16 protein-coding genes are annotated in these 18,046 nt (G+C 71.3%); 6 read left to right on the top strand and 10 right to left on the bottom strand.

Annotated features, from left to right (window positions below):
• Positions 1 to 12 precede the first annotated feature (12 nt).
• Complete coding sequence (gene aqpZ / locus QFZ26_RS15095) at positions 13 to 783, top strand: aquaporin Z (RefSeq protein ID WP_307043528.1); 771 nt, start codon at positions 13 to 15, stop codon at positions 781 to 783.
• Between the two features lie 113 nt (positions 784 to 896).
• Here aqpZ and QFZ26_RS15090 read toward each other — a convergent pair whose 3' ends face one another.
• Positions 897 to 1,892, bottom strand: a complete 996-nt coding sequence (locus QFZ26_RS15090) for a stage II sporulation protein M (protein WP_307043526.1) — start codon at positions 1,890 to 1,892, stop codon at positions 897 to 899.
• A gap of 17 nt (positions 1,893 to 1,909) precedes the next feature.
• On the opposite strand from QFZ26_RS15090, the gene QFZ26_RS15085 reads away from it, so the two are divergent.
• Entirely contained in the window at positions 1,910 to 2,752 is an 843-nt protein-coding gene (locus QFZ26_RS15085) for an RDD family protein (RefSeq protein WP_307043524.1), read from the top strand.
• A gap of 26 nt (positions 2,753 to 2,778) precedes the next feature.
• Here QFZ26_RS15085 and ahcY read toward each other — a convergent pair whose 3' ends face one another.
• The 3 genes from ahcY to QFZ26_RS15070 all read right to left on the bottom strand — a co-directional run bounded on the left by ahcY (position 2,779) and on the right by QFZ26_RS15070 (position 5,990).
• Positions 2,779 to 4,257, bottom strand: a complete 1,479-nt coding sequence (ahcY, locus tag QFZ26_RS15080; protein WP_307043522.1) for an adenosylhomocysteinase — start codon at positions 4,255 to 4,257, stop codon at positions 2,779 to 2,781.
• Positions 4,258 to 4,344: 87 nt separating this feature from the next.
• Positions 4,345 to 5,778 carry a phosphomannomutase/phosphoglucomutase gene (locus tag QFZ26_RS15075; protein ID WP_307043520.1) on the bottom strand — a complete coding sequence of 478 codons (1,434 nt, stop codon included), beginning with the start codon at positions 5,776 to 5,778 and terminating at the stop codon, positions 4,345 to 4,347.
• Entirely contained in the window at positions 5,775 to 5,990 is a 216-nt protein-coding gene (locus tag QFZ26_RS15070) for a DUF3499 family protein (protein WP_307043518.1), read from the bottom strand. The genes QFZ26_RS15075 and QFZ26_RS15070 overlap by 4 nt, the downstream gene beginning before the upstream one ends.
• Before the next feature lie 132 nt (positions 5,991 to 6,122).
• On the opposite strand from QFZ26_RS15070, the gene QFZ26_RS15065 reads away from it, so the two are divergent.
• A complete protein-coding gene (locus QFZ26_RS15065; RefSeq protein WP_307043516.1) occupies positions 6,123 to 6,479 on the top strand; it encodes a hypothetical protein in 357 nt (118 codons plus the stop codon).
• A 64-nt stretch (positions 6,480 to 6,543) separates the two neighbouring features.
• Here the strand turns inward: QFZ26_RS15065 and QFZ26_RS15060 are convergent, their stop codons facing one another.
• The 5 genes from QFZ26_RS15060 to QFZ26_RS15040 all read right to left on the bottom strand — a co-directional run bounded on the left by QFZ26_RS15060 (position 6,544) and on the right by QFZ26_RS15040 (position 12,999).
• Positions 6,544 to 8,004: a DUF5719 family protein gene (locus QFZ26_RS15060; protein WP_307043514.1), complete on the bottom strand. Its 1,461-nt coding sequence runs from the start codon at positions 8,002 to 8,004 to the stop codon at positions 6,544 to 6,546.
• Positions 7,994 to 11,155: a glycosyltransferase gene (locus QFZ26_RS15055; protein ID WP_307043513.1), complete on the bottom strand. Its 3,162-nt coding sequence runs from the start codon at positions 11,153 to 11,155 to the stop codon at positions 7,994 to 7,996. Before QFZ26_RS15055 ends, QFZ26_RS15060 begins: the two co-directional genes overlap by 11 nt.
• Before the next feature lie 124 nt (positions 11,156 to 11,279).
• Entirely contained in the window at positions 11,280 to 11,600 is a 321-nt protein-coding gene (locus tag QFZ26_RS15050; RefSeq protein WP_307043511.1) for a WhiB family transcriptional regulator, read from the bottom strand.
• 193 nt (positions 11,601 to 11,793) lie between these two features.
• Complete coding sequence (gene galE, locus QFZ26_RS15045) at positions 11,794 to 12,762, bottom strand: UDP-glucose 4-epimerase GalE (RefSeq protein ID WP_307043509.1); 969 nt, start codon at positions 12,760 to 12,762, stop codon at positions 11,794 to 11,796.
• Positions 12,763 to 12,849: 87 nt separating this feature from the next.
• Positions 12,850 to 12,999, bottom strand: a complete 150-nt coding sequence (locus tag QFZ26_RS15040) for a hypothetical protein (RefSeq protein ID WP_307043508.1) — start codon at positions 12,997 to 12,999, stop codon at positions 12,850 to 12,852.
• Positions 13,000 to 13,084: 85 nt separating this feature from the next.
• On the opposite strand from QFZ26_RS15040, the gene QFZ26_RS15035 reads away from it, so the two are divergent.
• Entirely contained in the window at positions 13,085 to 14,041 is a 957-nt protein-coding gene (locus QFZ26_RS15035) for a GlxA family transcriptional regulator (protein ID WP_307043506.1), read from the top strand.
• Positions 14,042 to 14,048: 7 nt separating this feature from the next.
• Here the strand turns inward: QFZ26_RS15035 and manA are convergent, their stop codons facing one another.
• Positions 14,049 to 15,305: a mannose-6-phosphate isomerase, class I gene (manA, locus tag QFZ26_RS15030; RefSeq protein ID WP_307043504.1), complete on the bottom strand. Its 1,257-nt coding sequence runs from the start codon at positions 15,303 to 15,305 to the stop codon at positions 14,049 to 14,051.
• A 105-nt stretch (positions 15,306 to 15,410) separates the two neighbouring features.
• On the opposite strand from manA, the gene QFZ26_RS15025 reads away from it, so the two are divergent.
• Complete coding sequence (locus tag QFZ26_RS15025) at positions 15,411 to 16,589, top strand: acyl-CoA dehydrogenase family protein (protein WP_307043502.1); 1,179 nt, start codon at positions 15,411 to 15,413, stop codon at positions 16,587 to 16,589.
• 87 nt (positions 16,590 to 16,676) lie between these two features.
• The gene (locus QFZ26_RS15020) at positions 16,677 to 18,041 is read left to right on the top strand and encodes an O-antigen ligase family protein (protein ID WP_307043501.1); all 1,365 of its coding nucleotides are present in this window, start codon (positions 16,677 to 16,679) and stop codon (positions 18,039 to 18,041) included.
• The last annotated feature ends 5 nt before the right edge of the window (positions 18,042 to 18,046 follow it).

Here is an 18,046-nt window from a genome sequence, read left to right as displayed (position 1 = left end):
AAAGGAATCTCCATGTCCGATGCAGCAACCGTGGTCGCGCCCTCCGCGACCACGCTCCCCTCCACCGCCCAGAAGCTCACGGCCGAACTCCTCGGCACGTTCATCCTCGTCTTCGGCGTCATCGGCGCGGCGATCTTCGCCGCTGGATTCGCGGACGGTGAGGGCGGCCTGAACGTGGGCTTCCTCGGCGTCGCCCTCGCCCTCGGCCTCTCGGTCGTCGTCGGCGCGTACGCCTTCGGACCGGTGTCGGGCGGTCACTTCAACCCCGCCGTTACATTCGGGCTCGCGGTCGCGGGCCGGTTCGCCTGGCGTGAGGTCGGCGGCTACCTCGCCGCGCAGCTCGTCGGCGGCATCCTCGCGAGCACGCTCCTGCTCGGGGTGCTCTCGACCGGGCCGCTCTTCGACATCGTGGCCTTCCAGGGTGCCTCGACCGGCTACGACGAGCTCTCGCCCGGCGGCTTCGGGCTCCTCTCGATGCTCCTCGTCGAGACGATCGCCACCGCCGTCTTCCTCTTCGTGATCCTCGGCGTCACGAGCGTTCGCGCCGCCGCAGGCTTCGCACCGCTCGCCATCGGGCTCACCCTCACGATGCTCGCGCTCGTGGCGATCCCGGTCTCGAACGCCTCATTCAACCCGGCGCGCTCCATCGCGACCGCGATCTACGGCGGCGGGGAGGCGCTGCTGCAGGTCTGGGCGTCGATCGTCGCCCCGATCCTCGGCGCGATCATCGCCGGCGCCGTCTACAAGCTCGTCTTCGAGCGCCCGGCGGCACTGACCACGTAGCCTTTCGCGTCGGCGTTCACGATGGCGGATGTCCCACGAGGCATCCGCCATCGTCGTCTCCGGCGGCCGGCGCCGCCCGACTCCGCCTGACTCGGCCTTCTGGGGCAGTGGGCTCAGCCGGCGACGATGCGCGTCGCGCCGGCGTCGAACTCGAGCAGGTCGCCCGTCTCGCCGGCGAGCCACGCACGACGCCCGAGCACGAGCATGTACGCGAGGAATCCGCCGAGCGCGAGGACGCCGATGCCGATCTTCACAGGCCACGGCCACGGCGCGGGCGTCACGAATCCCTCGATGAGACCGGCGATGAAGAGGAAGAAGACGAGCCCTATGGCCACGCTGAAGAGCGACCGGGCGTCTTCGGCGAGGGCGACGCCGCGCGGGCGCGGTCCCGGTGCGACCCAGGCCCAGAAGATGCGCAGGCCCGCCGCCGCCGCGACGAACACGCAGGTGAGCTCGAGCAGCCCGTGCGGGGCGATGTAGAGGAAGAATGCGTCGGCCTCGTCGTAGGCGAACATGATGGCGGCGGTGACACCGAGGTTCTGCGCGTTCTGCAGGACCACCCACGGCACCCAGACGCCGAGGATGCCGAAGGCGACGCACTGCGCGGCGATCCAGGCGTTGTTGGTCCAGACCGCCCCCGCGAACGAGGCGGCCGGGTTCTCCGAGTAGTAGGCGACGAAGCCCTCTTCGGCGATCTGGCGAAGCTCGCGTTCGGTGCCGAGGTTCGCGAGCACGCGCGGGTCGCTCCCGATCCACCAGGCGTAGAGGGCGGCGACGGCGAATGTCGCGAGCGCGACGGCGAGCGTCAGCCAGCGCAGCCGGTAGAGGGCGGCGGGGAGGCTCACGACGGCGAACCGGGTGAATTGCCGCAACGGGTTCTCGGGCACGCCCGTGAAGGCGAGCCGCGCTCGCGCGAGCGACACGGAGAGGCGGTCGCCGAGCGCGGTCGAACCGGCGGTGGTCTGCACGAGCGACAGGTCGGATGCCCCCGCCTGGTAGCGCTCGATGAGCTCGTCCGCCTCGGGGCCACGGAGCCGGTGCTCCCGCGCGAGCGCGTCGAGACGCTGCCAGTCGTCGTGGCGGGCGGAGGCGAGTGCGTCGAGGTCCATCTGCTTGAATACTATCCATGGCCGACTCCACGACCGTCCGGAATCGGGCCCCCCGCTTCGACGACGAGGGCGTGCTCACGGGCGAAGCGGTCACCCTCGACCTCCGCCCCGCCAGCGCCCTCATCCGCGGCGGCGGTTGCGCGATCGACGTGCTCGTCTCCGTGCTCCTCTTCATCGGCCTGCTCTTCGCACTCGCCGGCCTCGGCGTCGACGAGGCGGCCTTCCGCGCGATCATGATCGGCGGCATCGTGCTGTGCATCGTCGTGCTGCCCACCGCCGTCGAGACGGCGTCGAAGGGTCGTTCACTCGGCAAGCTCGCGCTCGGGCTGCGCGTCGTGCGCGACGACGGCGGGGCGATCGGGTTCCGCCACGCATTCATCCGGGCGCTCACCGGCGTGATCGAGATCTACCTCACGCTCGGCGGCCTCGCCGTGCTCGTCGGATTCCTGAACCCGTCGTCGAAGCGTCTCGGCGACCTGCTCGCCGGCACGCACAGCCAGGTCGAACGAGTGCCGAAGCTGCCGTCGACCGCGTTCGGCGTGCCCGCCGAGCTCACCGCATGGGCGGCGATCGCCGACGTCGGGCGCCTGCCCGACCCGGTCGCGCGGCGCGTCGCCGCGTTCTTCACGAACGTGGCGCACCTCGTGCCCGAGAGCCGGGCGCGAGTCGCGGCATCCCTCGCCGCCGAGGTGGCGCCCTTCGTGTCGCCGGTGCCGGATGCCCCGCCCGAGCGCTTCCTCGCGGGCGTCACGGCGCTCCGCCGCGAGCGCGACCTCGCGGCGCTCCGGCTCGAGGGCGAACGCATGGCACTGCTCGAGCCGGTGCTCACCGCGACGCCGAACGGATTCCCCGCGCGCTGACGCGAGCCGGGGCATCCGCTGCGCCCTCAGTACCGGTAGTGGTCGACCTTGTACGGGCCCTCGACGGCGACGCCGATGTACGACGCCTGCTCGGGCGTGAGCTCGGTCAGTTCGACGCCGAGCGCGTCGAGGTGGAGCCGGGCGACCTTCTCGTCGAGGTGCTTGGGCAGCACGTAGACGCCCACCGGGTAGGCGTCGGGGCGGGTCCAGAGCTCGATCTGGGCGAGCACCTGGTTCGTGAACGAGTTCGACATGACGAACGAGGGATGCCCCGTCGCATTGCCGAGGTTCATGAGGCGCCCCTCGGAGAGCACGAGCACGCTTCGCCCGGTGGGCAGCCGCCACTCGTGCACCTGCGGCTTGATCTCGATGCGCTCGGCACCCTCGAGGGACTCGAGGCCGGCCATGTCGATCTCGTTGTCGAAATGGCCCACGTTCGCAACGATCGCGAGGTGCTTCAGGCCGAGGAGGTGCTCGAGGCGCACCACGTTCTTGTTGCCGGTGCCCGTGACGAGGATGTCGACGTCGCCGATCACCGACTCGAGACGTGCGACCTGATAGCCGTCCATGGCCGCCTGCAGCGCGCAGATGGGGTCGACCTCGCTCACGATGACGCGGGCGCCCTGGCCGCGAAGCGCCTCGGCGGCACCCTTGCCCACGTCGCCGTAGCCCGCGACGAAGGCGACCTTGCCGCCCATCAGCACGTCGGTTGCACGGTTCAGCCCGTCGGGCAGCGAGTGCCGGATGCCGTACTTGTTGTCGAACTTCGACTTCGTCACGGAGTCGTTGACATTGATCGCGGGGAAGAGCAGTTCGCCCTTGGCGTGCAGCTCGTACAGGCGGTGCACGCCGGTCGTGGTCTCTTCGGTGACGCCCTGGAGCTCAGCGGCGATGCGGGTCCAGCGGTCGGCGCTGACCTCGAGCGAGCGGCGGAGCGTGTCGAGTACGACGCGGAACTCGTGGCTCGCGTCGTCGGCCGGCTCAGGCACGACGCCGGCGGCCTCGAAGTCGCGGCCGTGGTGCACGAGCATCGTCGCGTCGCCGCCGTCGTCGAGGATCATGTTCGGACCGATCCACTCGGCGCCGGATGCCTCGGCCTCGGCGTTCCAGTCGAAGATGCGGTCGGTGCACCACCAGTACTCCTCGAGCGATTCGCCCTTCCAGGCGAACACGGGAACGCCGGCCGGTGCTTCGACGGTGCCGGACGGACCGACGACGACGGCAGCGGCGGCCTCGTCCTGCGTGGAGAAGATGTTGCAGCTCGCCCAGCGCACCTGCGCGCCGAGCGCCACGAGCGTCTCGATGAGCACCGCGGTCTGCACCGTCATGTGGAGGCTCCCCGCGATGCGGGCGCCGGCGAGCGGCTTCGACTCGCCGAACTCCGCACGGAGGGCCATGAGGCCCGGCATCTCGTTCTCCGCGAGACGGAGCTGGTGGCGCCCCGCCTCTGCGAGTGAGAGATCGGCGACCTTGTACGGCAGAGCGGTGGTGACAACGGCATCCATGCCCACCATTCTCGCAGGCGCGGAGGCTGCCTGCCGCCCGCGAGCCGAGGGCCCCCATGCACGCGCGCGCGTGCCTGGGGCGAAGGGTCAGCCCCGGATGAGCGCGAGCACCTCGTCGCGGATAGCCGCCATGGTGGCGGCGTCGCCGCCTTCGACGTTCAGTCGGAGCAGCGGCTCGGTGTTCGACGGCCGCACGTTGAACCACCAGAACGGCTCGCTCTCGGCGGTGACGCCCGTGACGGTGAGCCCGTCGAACTCGTCGAAGTCGGCGCGACCGGTGAAGGCCTCGAAGATGCGGGTGTACGCCGCGGGCACGTCGTCGACGGTCGAGTTGAGCTCGCCAGAGAGGGAGTACGGCGTGAACCGTGCGGCGAGCGCGGACAGCGGACCCTGCTGCGCGCCGAACTCGGCGAGCACGTGCATCGCCGCGAGCATGCCGTTGTCGGCGCCCCAGAAGTCACGGAAGTAGTAGTGGGCCGAGTGTTCGCCGCCGAAGACCGCGCCGGTCTCGTTCATGCGGTCCTTGATGAGCGAGTGGCCGACCTTCGTGCGGATGGCCGTGGCGCCCGCCGCCTCGATCGTCTCTGCCACGAATCGCGACGTGATCAGGTTGTGGATGGCGCTCACGTCGTCTTCGCCGGCGGCTCGAACGCGCTCGATCTCGCGGAGCGCGACGATCGCCGCGACCGCGGAGGGGTTGACTGCACCGCCCTGCTCGTCGACGACGAAGCATCGGTCGGCGTCGCCGTCGAAGGCGAGGCCGAGGTCGGCACCGTGCTCGACGACCGCGCGCTGCAGATCGACGAGGTTCGCGGGCTCGAGTGGGTTCGCCTCGTGGTTCGGGAAGGTGCCGTCGAGCTCGAAGTAGAGCGGCACGATCTCGAGCGGGAGCTCGGGAAGCCCCGCAGCCGTGCCGAGGACCGCCGGTACCGTGAGCCCGCCCATGCCGTTGCCGGCGTCGACGACGACCTTCAACGGCCGCGTGCCGCTGAGGTCGACGAGCGAACGGAGGTAGGCGGCGTAGTCGGCGAGCACGTCGACTTCGGTGACCGACCCCCTGGTCGGGGCATCCGGGATGCCCTGCTCGAGGTAGTCGACGGCGCGGTCTCGAATGGCGGAGAGGCCGGTGTCGAGCGAGATGCCCTGGGCGCCGGCTCGCGAGAACTTGATGCCGTTGTACGCGGCGGGATTGTGGCTCGCGGTGAACATCGCCGCGGGTGCGTGCATCGAACCGGAGGCGAAGTAGCTCTCGTCGGTGGAGCACAGGCCGATCGACACGACGTCGGCGCCGCGTGCGGTGGCTCCGGCGGCGAATGCCGCGGCGAAGCCGGGCGACGAGTCGCGCATGTCGTGGCCGACGACCACTTGGCCGCCCGCCGCGCCCACTTCGTCGACGAAGCCCGCGGCGAGGGCGGCGACGGTCTCATCGGTGAGCGCATCGCCGACGATGCCGCGGACGTCGTAGGCTTTCACCACGGCGTCGAGGCGCGCGCGAGCGTCGGATGGCACATCGGGCTTCATGCCTTGAAACCTACCTCACCGAGCGAAACGTGCCGCACGACCTGCCAGCCCACAGGAGCGGAGGTGCGCTCGGCGTGACGCGCGCAGAGGTCGTATCCATGCGGTTCGCGCGTGAGGGCGAGCGGGCCGAGCACCGCCATGGAGTCGGCATAGTCGAAGGTCATGGTCGCGACCGCCTCGGCGGGGCATGCGGTGCGGGTGCAACGTCTCATGGCCCCACCAGAGTATCGACGAGCGCGGACATTACGATGGAAGGCATGCCCCGCTCTCGTCGTGTCGCCTCCGTGCCGCGTTCACCGAGGCGGCTCGCCCGCGATCGGCACGGGCGCGGTCTCCGCTCTCCGGTGACCGGCCCGCACCTGCCGCTCCTGCACACCCGGCTCGACGAGTTCGAGCTGACTGTCGCGACCACCGCCGCATATCTGCGCGGGCTGTGGCCCGAGCTCGAGGGAGTCGTCTTCGAAGTCGCCCAGGGGCCGGCCGAAGCCATCCACGGCGATCACATCGACCGGTGGAAGGTGATCCACGATGAGCGCCGCATCGTCTTCTTCCGACTTCCGATCGTCCGGTTCCTCCGCCTCCAGGAGGGCGAGGAGCGCGAAGAGAAGCTGCTCATCGAGAGCTGCGTGTTCCGCGCGATCGCCGAGTTCCTCGACAAGGACCCGTGGGAGCTGGCCCCGGGCCGCTACCGCCACCTCTGAGCGGCGGTACGGCTCGGCGGCGGCACGGCTCGGCGGCGGCCTCCGCGGCGGCCGCGGGTTCTCGTCAGAGCGGGAAGACCTCGATCGGCGAGTCGAGCGGTCCGGGCGGTTGCACCGGGAACGACGCAAGCTCTCCATCGCCCGCGTAGGACACCGCGCCGTAGAGTCCGCCGACGCCCGCGAGCAGGGTCGGCGCGTCGGCGTCGAGCTGCATCGAGACCGAGCCTCCGGCCGGCACCGTCATCTCGCGTGCGTCGCCGCCGATCGTCACGGTGGCAGTCGCCTCCTCCTCGCCCGTGTTGGCCAGGTGCAGCGTCGGAGATGGGCCACGCGGGATCGCGACGATGGCGTCCTCGAGCAGCGGCATCGTCGCCACGCTCCAGGCGAGATCGACGGATGCCTCCGCCTCCCCCGTGTCGGGCGACAGCTCACCAGGAATGCCGGTGGTCGCTCGGGCCGCGGTTACGAACTCGCCGTCGCCCTCGAGCCGGATCGTGTAGAGACCGGCGTCGAGCGACCCGAGGGGCACGTCGCTCACCCGCCCGGGCTGCAGCGTGACGTCGATCGTGGAGCCGCCGCTTCCCGACTCGGGCACGACGCCGATCGAGACGTCGACGGGCGCGTCGCCCGGGGCGAAGAGCCGCACGGCCGGGAAGTCGTCGCCCTCGGCGTGATCGTCCGCAGGGTCGACGCCACCGTCCTGCGTCACGCGGAAGCCCGGGATCACCTGGCTCGTCGCCGGAGCAGCGGCAGCGCCGGTGAGTTCGACGCCCGCGGGGGCGAGACCCAGCACGACCGAGTGCTCGATGGTCGCGGCGACCGCGCCGCCGGTGCTCGTCACGTGCACGACGGGAGAACGGAGATTCGGAGCGAGGCCGGCGAGGGACAGCACGCGCTGGGTGCCGGCGGGCACGATGATGCCGAGCGCCGACGGCGCCTCGACGGGACCGGACTCGCCGATGACCCGCACGTCGACGGTCGCTGAGACGGCGGTCGGGTTCGCGAGGAGCACGAGCGCCGTGCGGCCGAGATCACTCGCACCGGCCACGAGCCAGGTCTCGGCGAGCGCCTCGGCGCACGCCGCCGCCGCGAAGCCGGCGAGCGTCTCGGTCGAGGCGGTCTGCGATTGCGCTCCCGCGAGCATGCCGGCATCGACGTCGCCCGCCTCGGTCGAGATCGTGGTCGGCGTTCCGTCGGCATCGGCGTCGGGATTGCCTGGCGCCTCGATGGGCGTCTCGTCGACCGTCGCGCCATCGGGCTCGACGGCGGTCACGGCGGAGGCGGACCCGATCGAGGAGGCGGTCGTCGCCTCGGCCGCGTCGTCGGCGAGGGTGAGGAGCGGGCCGGGGCAGACGCGCTGCTGGCGGCTTTCGGCGGGCTGCACCACGAGCGACGGCGGGGCGACGCGATGCTCGGGCCAGGGCACGAGGGCCGCGGCGGCGAGTATGGCGGCGGCAAGGCCGACCGTGGCGAGCACCGCGGCGGCCCGCACGCCGATGCGGGCGATGCTGCGCTTATCGGGCATCCGCATCTTCGTCTCCCTTCGGCTGGCCGGGCGCCGCCGCGGCGGCGGTCGCCTCATCGGCGGATGGCGCGTCGTCGGCACCGTCGCCTGGATCGGGGTGGGGTGCGGGGTCCCGCTCGGGCGCGGCATCCGGCTCCGGCTCAGCAGCCCGCTCGGGCGCGCCATCCAGCTCGCGTGATGCGCCCGTCTCGGTCGTGGAACCGACGTCGCTCGCGGCCTCCACCTCGGGTTCCACATCGGTCTCGGCAGCCTCGGCATCGGCTTCGGCCGCCCCGTCCGCCTCGACGTCGTCGACGTGGTCGACGTCGTCGACGGCGACCGTCGCAGCGGCCTTGGCGCGGCCTCGGCGTCGAGCGGGGCGCACCGGCCTCCGGTCGGTTTCCCGCCCCGCCCCGGTCGGAATCGACAGCAGGAGCGTGGCGCCGATCACGATGACCTGCACGACGGTGATCACGATGGCGAGCCAGCCGCCCGCACCGGCGGGGATCTGCGCGGCCGGGGCATCCGGCTCAGCAGCGCTGAATCGCCAGAGCGTGCCGAAGTCGGTCTCGCCGACGCCGACGAGCGCCGGATTTCCGTCGAGGGCGGTGCGTGCACGTTGGCCGGTGTCGACGGCGGCCCGGTCGTCGTCGTCGGGCTCGGCGAGCAGCACGAACGAGACGCCGAACTCACGCACCGCCGCCTCCGGATCGAAACCGCTCCGCGAGGCGAGGTTTCCGGCGACCGTCGCGAGCTCTTGCTCGTCGGGGCTCAGTTCCTCACTCGTCTGGGCGAGCGTGGACTGCTCGTCGAGGGTCGCACCGGCCCCGCGCTCGAGGGTCGAGCGGATGCCGCCATCGGGCTGCGGCACGATGCGCAAGGTCGTGACGCGCGGGTCGGACTCCGCCTCGGCGCCGACGAAGGCGGGCAGCGTGCGCTCAGCCGCCGCCGAGACGGCCACCGACGACGTCCCGATGGCGATCGCCATGGGCAGCATGACCGCCACGATGCAGGCCGCCACGAGCGCGGCGATGAGCGCGCCGCCCCGCCGGAGCGCCCCGAGCGCCACCACGGCGGCGAGCGTGAGGCCGAGCCATTCAAGACTCAATCCGGGTCCGGTCCACAGCGCGACGGCTTCGGCGCCCGCGGTCGCGACCGCGAGCTGCGCGGCGGCGACCGCGGTGGCGAAGCCGAGCGCGGCTGCGCCGAGGGTGAGTGCCGCAGCGCGGATGCCCGGCGCGAGCACGGCCGCGATGGCGGCGATCGCGAGTGGCGCCACGAGGGCGGTGACGAGCAGTCGCGGGTCGATGTCGGTGGCGGCGACGACGTCGGCCCACTCCGCCCAGGGCGCGGCCGGGAAGCCGAGCGCCAGCTGCCAGATGGTCGGCTCCGCGCTTCCGAGCGGCACGCCGGGGTCGGCGAGGAGTGCGAGCGGCGTGCCCCGCCCGAGTTGGGCGATCACGAGCGGCGCGGCGAGCACCACCGCGGGAATCGGCAGGCCCGCGAGTCGCGCCGCCGCCCGGCCGCTGACGGCGAGCGCCACCACCCAGCCGATGAGGAGTGCCGGGGCGAGGCTCGGTGCCGCGGCGATCACGGCGGCGAACAGCAGTGATGCGGTCGCCGCCGCCGCCCACGACGTGGCGGCGCCGAACACGGCGAAGGCGAGCCAGGCGAGCAGGATGTGGGCGAGCACGGGAGCCGGCCGGCCGTCGCCGAGCGCGGTGAGGAAGCTCGGCGCGAGCGCCCAGAGCGCCGCGGCCAGGGCGCGCAGCGATCCTCGCTCGGTGAGCCGCGAGGCCGCGAACCAGGCACCGAGGGCCGCGGCGGGCACGGCGAGCAGCCAGAGAAGCACGAGCGCGAAGGAGGGCGCCCAGAACGTCAGCGAGCCGAGCACCGCGAGAACCCCGGCGAACGGATCAGCGGCACCGACGAAGCCCACGCCGAGGTCGCGCCAGCCGTACGCCGCATTGCGCCACAGCACCGCCGGGTCTCCCGAGAGCGGCAGGAGGCCGCCGCCGCGAAGGCCCGACGCCCCGATGAGCCACGAGAACAGGGCGACGGATGCCGCGACGGACACGAGCAGCACCCAGCCGCCACCCGTGTCGAGGAACTGCAGCTCGTGCTTGCGTCCGCGGGCGCGGATGCGACGCGCCTCGGCGGCCTGCTGCTGCCGCCTGCGCATCTCGTCGGGCTGCACGCGGAGCGGCGCGATCGCCGACCAGCCGACGGTGCGAGCCGACTTCAGCGTGCGCCTCGCGCGGGCGACCCGCATGCCGGAGAACATCGTGGCGAGCGCAGCGGAGAGCTCGCCGGGGATGGTGCCCGGCGACTTGACGAGGAGGAGCCGGACCGAACGGATGAGGGCGAGCGGGAGGAAGGTGAGCCAGTGCACCGGCACCGCTGGTGCCGGAGCGTAGACGAGCCGGCGGTGGAGGGCTGCGGCCCGTGCCGCGCGATGCCGTTTCCTGACGGTCTTGGCACGGCTGCCGCCGGGCGGCCCAGCGACACCGTCGGCGGCGAAGAGCGTCTTCGCGGTGGGGACGACCGCGACTCGGTGCCCGGCCAGTCGCGCTCGGATCGAGAAGTCGAGGGCATCGTCGACGGTCGGAAGCGCCGGATCGAAGCCGTCGAGCGCGCGCCAGACCGAGTGCCGCAGGAGAATCGCCGCGGGATCGAGTCCCAGCACGTCGCTGAGTCCGTCGTGCTGGCCCTGGTCGAGTTCGTCTTCGACGAGCGTCACCGCGTGGCCGAGCCGCGTGATCGAGCGACCGAGCGTCGCGATGCGGTCGGGCGCATCCCACTCGAGGAGCTTGGGGCCGACGACCGCGACGGACTTGCCCGTCTCGAGCGCGGCGAGGAGCGTGGCCAGCGCGGCAGGTCCGGGCGCGGTGTCCTCGGCGAGGAGCCAGAGGGCATCGGCGTCGGAGGCCGGCGCCTCGAGCGCCCGTTCACCCGCTCGCACCGCCTCACCGAACGAGAGCCGCTGCGAGAGCTCCACGACGTGGGTCGCACCGGCTGCGGCAGCCTGTTCTCGGGCGTCGGGTTCGGCTTCGGTGAGAACGACGACGAGGGCGTCGGGCGTGCGCTCTTGCGCGCGAAGCGCATCGAGGGAACGCCGGAGGCGGTCGCCGCCGCGGTGCACGACGAGGATGGCGGTGACTCTGGGGAACATCGGGGTCAGCCTAGGCGGCTCGCACCGCGGCATCCGGAACCCGACGGGCGTGCCTTGAAAACGACACGTTCATCGACGCCGTGCGGCCCGTACGGACAATGGTGTCGCGCACGGGCCGATCGACTCAGACCGCTCGTTTGCGGAGCTTCCGTCGCTCGCGCTCTGACAGGCCGCCCCAGATGCCGAAACGCTCATCGTTCCCGAGTGCGTACTCGAGGCACTGCGAACGCACCTCGCATCCGGTGCAGATCTTCTTCGCGTCCCTCGTCGATCCGCCCTTTTCAGGGAAGAACGCCTCGGGATCGGTCTGTGCACACAACGCGTCGCTCTGCCACGCCAGTGGATTGTCGTCTGCGATGCCCGGACGAACCCCCGGAACGCCCAACCTCACCGGATCGACGAACCAATCGTCAGGTACTCCAGAACGATATTCAGGATTGCCCATATCGTCTCCCACCCAGTTGTACCGACCACCCAGAGGGTGTGTCATGACAATTACACCGGTGTAATTCGTGAGAGTCAAGTCGCAGATCGTAAACCCTCAAGCCGCCGTCGAGGCTTCAACGCGGCCGCGACACGCCGAGGGTGTTCCGCAGCCGTTATCCTCGGCGGCCGAGCGGGGCTCGGCAGCGCCCGAATCAGGCGACGGATGCCGCGCGCCTGGCCTCCCACGCACTCGCGACCATGTCGGCGAGGGAGTGCCGCATACGCCAGTCGAGGTCGCGGGCGGCGCGCTCGCCCGACGCCACGATGCGCGCGGGGTCGCCCGGGCGGCGCGGACCGATCTCGGGCGCGAACGCCACGCCGGTCACCTCGGCAACCGCGCGCATGATCTCGCCGACGGAGACGCCGTCGCCCGAGCCGAGGTTGTAGACGGGTGCGAGCTCCTCGCCGGCGTCGAGACGGCGGGCGGCCACCACGTGCGCCTCGGCGAGGTCGGCGACGTGGATGTAGTCACGGACGCACGTGCCGTCGGGGGTCGGGTAGTCGTCGCCGTTGATGCGGGGGGCGCGTCCCTCGATGAGGGCGTCGAAGATGAGCGGGAACAGGTTGTGGGGGCTCGCGTCGTACACCTCGCTCGTTCCCGACCCGACGACGTTGAAGTAGCGGAGGCTCGTGTGGCGCAGGCCGGCGGCGCGGGCCTGGTCGGCGAGCAGCCACTCGCCGATGAGCTTCGATTCGCCATAGGGCGACTCGGGGGTGCGCGGCGTGTCTTCGGTGACGAGGTCGACGTCGGGCGTGCCGTAGACGGCCGCACTCGAGGAGAACACGATGCGGTCGACGCCGCGGCTCTCCATCGCGGCGAGGAGGGTGGCGGTGCCGGTGACGTTCTGCTGATACGTATGGAGCGGCCGGGTGACCGAGACGCCCGCGTACTTGAAACCGGCGAGGTGCACGACTCCGGTGACGTCGTAGCGGGCGATGGTCGACTCGAGGAGCTGCCCGTCGAGGATCGTGCCGTGCACGAAGGCCGTGCCGTCAGGGACGAAGTCGTGGCGGCCCGAGGAGAGATCGTCGATCACGACGGCGTCGACGCCCTGCGCCTGGAACGCCCGCACGACGTGCGCCCCGATGTACCCGGCTCCCCCGGTGACCAGCCAGCTCATGTTCCCGCCTTCCGCCGCGGTCGCTCCGCGGCAAGCCCGATCGTAGCCGGGACGGCGGGCTCGTCACGAGCCGAAGGGTGGACCGGCTCAGACCTGGCGGAGGGGCAGGTTCTCGGCGTGCCGGTTGCGGTCGCGGATCTCGGGGCGGCCGTAGCCGTCGGTGTCGAGCCGCAGCAGGGTGGCGAGCACTCCCCAGACGGCGAGCCCCGCGAGGATGAGGAAGATGATCGTGGTCATGGCAGTAAATGTACGCCTTGCGACATCCTGCCGAAAGTGGCAGAGTAGCCAGAGAACGATCGATTCCTGCCAAACGGAGGCACCCGTGCTCCAGACCATCGCCTGCATCGCCATGCCCCAGATGGCGCCCTTCGAGTTCGGTGTCATCTGCGAGGTGTTCGGCATCGACCGCAGTGAACAGGGCGGGCCCACCTTCGACTTCCACGTCGTCGCCGCCGAACCGGGTCCGATCCCGACGAAGCTCGGCTTCGACGTCGTGGTGCACGAGGGGCTCGAGTTCGCCCGAGGCGCCGACCTCGTGGCCGTGCCGGCCGCCCTCATCGACGAACCCGTCGACGAGCGGGTCGCCCAGGTGCTGCGCGACGCCGTCGAGCGCGGCGCATGGGTGCTGAGCGTCTGCTCCGGCGCCTTCACGCTCGGCCGGGCCGGCATCCTCGACGGGCGCCGCGCCACGACGCACTGGATGTACACCGACCTCATGGCCGAGATGTTCCCCCGCACCGAGGTCGACCCCGACGTGCTCTTCGTCCAAGACGGCAAGGTGGTCACAGGCGCCGGCACCGCGGCCGGCATCGACGCGGCACTGCACATCGTGCGCACCGAGCTCGGCGCGAGCGCCGCCAACATCGTCGCGCGCCGCATGGTCGTGCCGCCCCAGCGCGACGGCGGCCAGTCGCAGTTCATCCAGACCCCGGTGCCGGAATGCCACAGCGACTCGTTCGCGAAGGTCACCGAGTGGATGCTCGAGCACCTCGACCACGACCTCACCGTCGACGTGCTCGCCCGCAAGGCGCTCATGTCGCCACGCACCTTCGCTCGGCGATTCCGCGCCGAGACGGGCACCACGCCGAACGCCTGGCTCAACCGCCAGCGCCTCCTTCGCGCTCAGCAGCTGCTCGAAGAGACGTCCCTCACGCTCGAGGAGATCGCGCGCGAGACGGGCTTCGGCGCGGCCGCCGTCATGCGCCACCACTTCCTGAAGGTGCTGCAGACGACGCCCACCGCCTACCGCCGTCTCTTCGGTATGCGCGTGGCATCGTGACCGTCAGTCAAGCGGATGCCGCGAGCGAGCCCGTCGTCGCGATCCAGGCGATGCCCGGGCCGGTGATCTCGAGCTCGCCCTCGTCGGGTGTGACGTAGACCGAGTCACCACGAGCCACCGTGACCGCATCGCCATCGGTCGCGCCGCGGAGTTCGACACCCGGGCCCTCGATGAGCACGATCGCCGGGCCGTCGAGGCGCACGCGCGCGGCACCCGTGCCGGGCTCCGCCTGGTACAGCACGAAGTCGGGCACGTCGGGGCGGAAGGCGACGACCCCGGCCGACACCTCGGCGGGCGGCAGCCGCGGCGGCGCGATCGGCGTGAAGTCGAGCACGTCGAGCAGCTCCGTCACGTCGATGTGCTTCGGCGTGAGGCCGCCGCGCAGCACGTTGTCGCTCGCGGCCATGAGCTCGATGCCGAGCCCCGCGAGGTAGGCGTGGATGTTGCCGGCCGCGAGGAAGAGCGCCTCGCCGCGCTGCAGCGTCACCCGGTTGAGCAGGAGCGAGATGACCACTCCCGGGTCGCCCGGGTACACCTCGGCGAGCGCGCCGACCGTCTCGAACGACGGAGCGTACGGCGAGCGGCGTGCGACGTCGGATGCCGCGAGATCGGTGACCCGCTGGGTCACCCAGCTCGCCTCGCCGGTGTCGCCGCCTCGTCCGTCGCGGAGCAGCCACTCGACGGTGTCGCGGAGCGGGTCGGCTCCTCCCAGTCTCGCGGCGAGCAGCTCGAGCGCGCCCGGCTCGGGCTGCTCCGACGCGGCATCCGCATCGCGCAGCACCTGGAGGACGCCCGCGACCTCGTCGAGCGGACGGAATCCTGAGAGCGCCTCGAAGCGCTCGCTCACCGCGACGACGAGCTCGGGCTTGTGGAACTGGTCACGATAGTTGCGGTCGTATGCCGTGACCGGCACGCCCTCGGCCTCTTCGCGGGCGAAGCCGGCGCGAGCCTGCTCGGGCGTCGGGTGCGCCTGCAGCGAGAGCGGCTCGGCGGCGGCGAGGAGCTTCAACAGGAACGGGAGCCGGGCGCCGTGCTCGGCGAGCTCGGGGCCGAGCGCGGTTGCGGGATCGGCGGCGATCCACGCGGCGAGGTCGGGCTCGCCGACGGATGCCGCCCCGAGGATGCGAGCCGGCGACCCGGCATGTGCACCGAGCCACAGCTCGGCCTCGGGTCCGCCCGATGGGGCGACGCCGCGGAACTCCGCGATCGCGCTCGTCGATCCCCATGCATAGTCGCGCGGGGTGTTGCCGATCGCCACAAACATCGTCGGAGGTTCCTCTCGGTCGTTTGGGTCAAAACTACCAACGCCTGCGGCAGCATCGAGGCCGCGGCTTAGGCTCGGGTCGTCCGACGACGTAATGGAGCTGTCATGACCTTCGAGCCGCTCGCGAGCGATTTCTATGCCTACGAGTCCCTCCTCAGCGACCAGGAGAAGGAGGCGATCGCGAAGCTGCGGGCCTGGCTCGAATCCGACGTCAAGCCGATCGTCGGCGACTACTGGGAGCGTGGTGAGTTCCCCACCCAGATCGTGAAGCCGCTCGCCGAGCTCGGTGCGATGTCGTTCGGGTGGGACGAGACCAAGCCGTTCGAGAACTCCGCCGTGTTCCGCGGCTTCGTCGCCCTCGAACTCGCCCGCATCGATGCGGGCGTCGCCACCTTCGTCGGCGTCCAGAACGGGCTCGCGACCGGCACCATCAGCGTCTGCGGCTCGACCGAGCAGCGCGAGGAGTGGATCCCGAAGCTCGCGAGCGGCGAGGTGGTCGGCGCCTTCGGCCTCACCGAGCCGCTCTCGGGCTCCGACTCGGCCCAGGGCCTGCGCACGACCGCCCAGCGCGACGGCGACACGTGGATCCTCAACGGCGCCAAGCGCTGGATCGGCAACGCCACCTTCTCGGACATCACCGTCATCTGGGCGAAGGACGTCGACGACAGCCAGGTCAAGGGCTTCATCGTGCCGACCTCGACCCCCGGATACACGGCGACGAAGATCGAGGGCAAGATCAGCCTGCGGTCGGTGCAGAACGCCGACATCACCCTCGAGAACGTCGTGGTGCCCGAGTCGCTGCGCCTCCAGAAGGCGAATTCCTTCAGGGACACCGCGAGCGTGTTGCGCCTCACTCGCGCCGAGGTCGCGTGGGCCGCCGTCGGCACCGCCATCGGCGCCTACGAGGCCGCCGTGAAGTACACGGGCGAACGCGTGCAGTTCGGCAAGACCATCGGATCGCACCAGCTCATCCAGGACCTCCTCGTGAAGTGCCTCGGCAATATCACGGCGTCGCTCGGCATGGTCGTGCGCGTCTCCGAGATGCTCGACCGCGGCGAGCAGCGCGACGAGCACTCGGCGCTCGCGAAGGCGTACACGACCTCGCGCATGCGCGAGACCGTCGCCTGGGCGCGCGAGGCGGTCGGCGGCAACGGCATCGTGCTCGAGTACGATGTCGCCCGCTTCTTCGCCGATGCCGAGGCGCTGTACTCCTACGAGGGCACGCGCGAGATGAACACGCTCATCGTCGGCCGCAAGATCACCGGCAAGGCTGCATTCGTCTGAGCCGCGAGCACGATGGATGCCGCGGCCGAGCACGTCGCCGCAGCATCCGAAGCCGAACGCGAGATCCCGCGCGATAGCCTTGACCGCATGACCACCGGACGCCGCCGCTCCCTCATCGGCGCGTATGCGACGTTCGCGCTGTTCACCGCCCTCGCGGGCCAGTTCTGGCGCAACCTCCTCGGCTGGTGGGGCTTCGGCGCAGTGGTGCTCGTGGTGGTCGTCGGGGCGATCGCGCTCATCGTCGCCGAGAAGCCGAGATGGTCGTGGCGTCGCACGCCGAAGTCCACCATCGCGTTCCTCGCGATCGCCACGCTGTCGATCGCGTGGTCGTTCTACCCGGCCGCCTCGGCGCTCGGCGTCACCCTGACCGTCGCGGCAAGCCTCCTCGCCGTCGCTCTCGTGCTCTGCCTGACCTGGACGCGGTTCGTGCGCGCCCTCGGTGCGGCCATCAAGTGGATCCTCGGCCTCTCGCTCGCGTTCGAGCTGTGGGTCGCGATCTTCGTGCAGGGGCCGCTGCTGCCGAACTTCCCCGACTTCGAGGTCACGGGCGAAAAGCTGCCGATGGCCTTCTACTGGTCCCGCGGCCTGCTCTTCGAGGGCGGCCCGATCGAGGGCATCGTCGCGAGCCGCAACCTGCTCGCCATGGGGGCCCTGCTCGGACTCATCGTCTTCGGAACGATGCTGGCCGCCGGCAGTGTGCGCCGGGCCCAGGGCATCGGATGGCTCGTCGTATCCGGCCTCGTGTTCGTGCTCACGCGGTCGGCGACGGCCATCCTCGTCGCGGCGATCGTGCTCGTCGCCCTCGGGTTCGTGGCCTGGGCGCGGCGAGTCGGAGCCGAGCGCCGACGCGGCGTGTACTGGGCGGCCGCCGCCGTGCTCGCGGCATCCCTGACCCTGCTCCTCGCCTTCTGGAACGCGCTGCTCGACGCATTCGGCAAGAGCGAAGACCTCACGGGGCGGTTCGACATCTGGAACGCGGTCATCGGCCTCGCCGTCGAGCGGCCGTGGTTCGGTTGGGGCTGGGTCGGATACTGGGTTCCGTGGGTGCAACCGTTCGACGGGCTCGCGGTGCGCAAGGGCGTTCAGTACCTTCAGGCCCACAACGCCTGGCTCGACGTGTGGATGCAACTCGGCGCGCTCGGCGTCATCGCGTTCGCATCGATCGTCATCGGCGCCCTCTGGAGGTCGTGGTTCCTCGCGGTCGATCGGCCGAAGGATGCCACGGGGCGCCCGCTCCCCTACTCGGCCGCGTCGCTCGTGCCGCTGCTCGTGCTCGTCGCCCTGATCGGCCAGAGCCTCGCCGAGAGCCGCATCCTCGTCGAGGGCGGGTGGGTCCTGCTCATCGCCATCGCCTGGTCGACGAAGCGACGCCAGTGGGAACCCGAGCCCGTGCCCGCCGAACCCGCGCCAGTCCCGGCATCGCGGCTGCGTCCGCCCGGGAACGACCGATGACCCTG

The organism is Agromyces ramosus (genome assembly GCF_030817175.1).
GTDB classification, from domain to species: domain Bacteria; phylum Actinomycetota; class Actinomycetes; order Actinomycetales; family Microbacteriaceae; genus Agromyces; species Agromyces ramosus_A.
The sequence above is the reverse complement of the archived record's forward strand: the minus strand, read 5'-3'. Positions and strand labels throughout refer to the sequence as shown.

Excerpts from the sequence above, each read along its gene's own strand:
- aqpZ (WP_307043528.1), top strand. The coding sequence starts at position 13 with ATGTCCGATGCAGCAACCGTGGTCGCGCCCTCCGCGACCACGCTCCCC.
- QFZ26_RS15090 (WP_307043526.1), bottom strand. The coding sequence starts at position 1,892 with ATGGACCTCGACGCACTCGCCTCCGCCCGCCACGACGACTGGCAGCGT.
- QFZ26_RS15085 (WP_307043524.1), top strand. The coding sequence starts at position 1,910 with ATGGCCGACTCCACGACCGTCCGGAATCGGGCCCCCCGCTTCGACGAC.
- ahcY (WP_307043522.1), bottom strand. The coding sequence starts at position 4,257 with ATGGATGCCGTTGTCACCACCGCTCTGCCGTACAAGGTCGCCGATCTC.
- QFZ26_RS15075 (WP_307043520.1), bottom strand. The coding sequence starts at position 5,778 with ATGAAGCCCGATGTGCCATCCGACGCTCGCGCGCGCCTCGACGCCGTG.
- QFZ26_RS15070 (WP_307043518.1), bottom strand. The coding sequence starts at position 5,990 with ATGAGACGTTGCACCCGCACCGCATGCCCCGCCGAGGCGGTCGCGACC.
- QFZ26_RS15060 (WP_307043514.1), bottom strand. The coding sequence starts at position 8,004 with ATGCCCGATAAGCGCAGCATCGCCCGCATCGGCGTGCGGGCCGCCGCG.
- QFZ26_RS15055 (WP_307043513.1), bottom strand. The coding sequence starts at position 11,155 with ATGTTCCCCAGAGTCACCGCCATCCTCGTCGTGCACCGCGGCGGCGAC.
- QFZ26_RS15050 (WP_307043511.1), bottom strand. The coding sequence starts at position 11,600 with ATGGGCAATCCTGAATATCGTTCTGGAGTACCTGACGATTGGTTCGTC.
- galE (WP_307043509.1), bottom strand. The coding sequence starts at position 12,762 with ATGAGCTGGCTGGTCACCGGGGGAGCCGGGTACATCGGGGCGCACGTC.
- QFZ26_RS15040 (WP_307043508.1), bottom strand. The coding sequence starts at position 12,999 with ATGACCACGATCATCTTCCTCATCCTCGCGGGGCTCGCCGTCTGGGGA.
- manA (WP_307043504.1), bottom strand. The coding sequence starts at position 15,305 with ATGTTTGTGGCGATCGGCAACACCCCGCGCGACTATGCATGGGGATCG.
- QFZ26_RS15025 (WP_307043502.1), top strand. The coding sequence starts at position 15,411 with ATGACCTTCGAGCCGCTCGCGAGCGATTTCTATGCCTACGAGTCCCTC.
- QFZ26_RS15020 (WP_307043501.1), top strand. The coding sequence starts at position 16,677 with ATGACCACCGGACGCCGCCGCTCCCTCATCGGCGCGTATGCGACGTTC.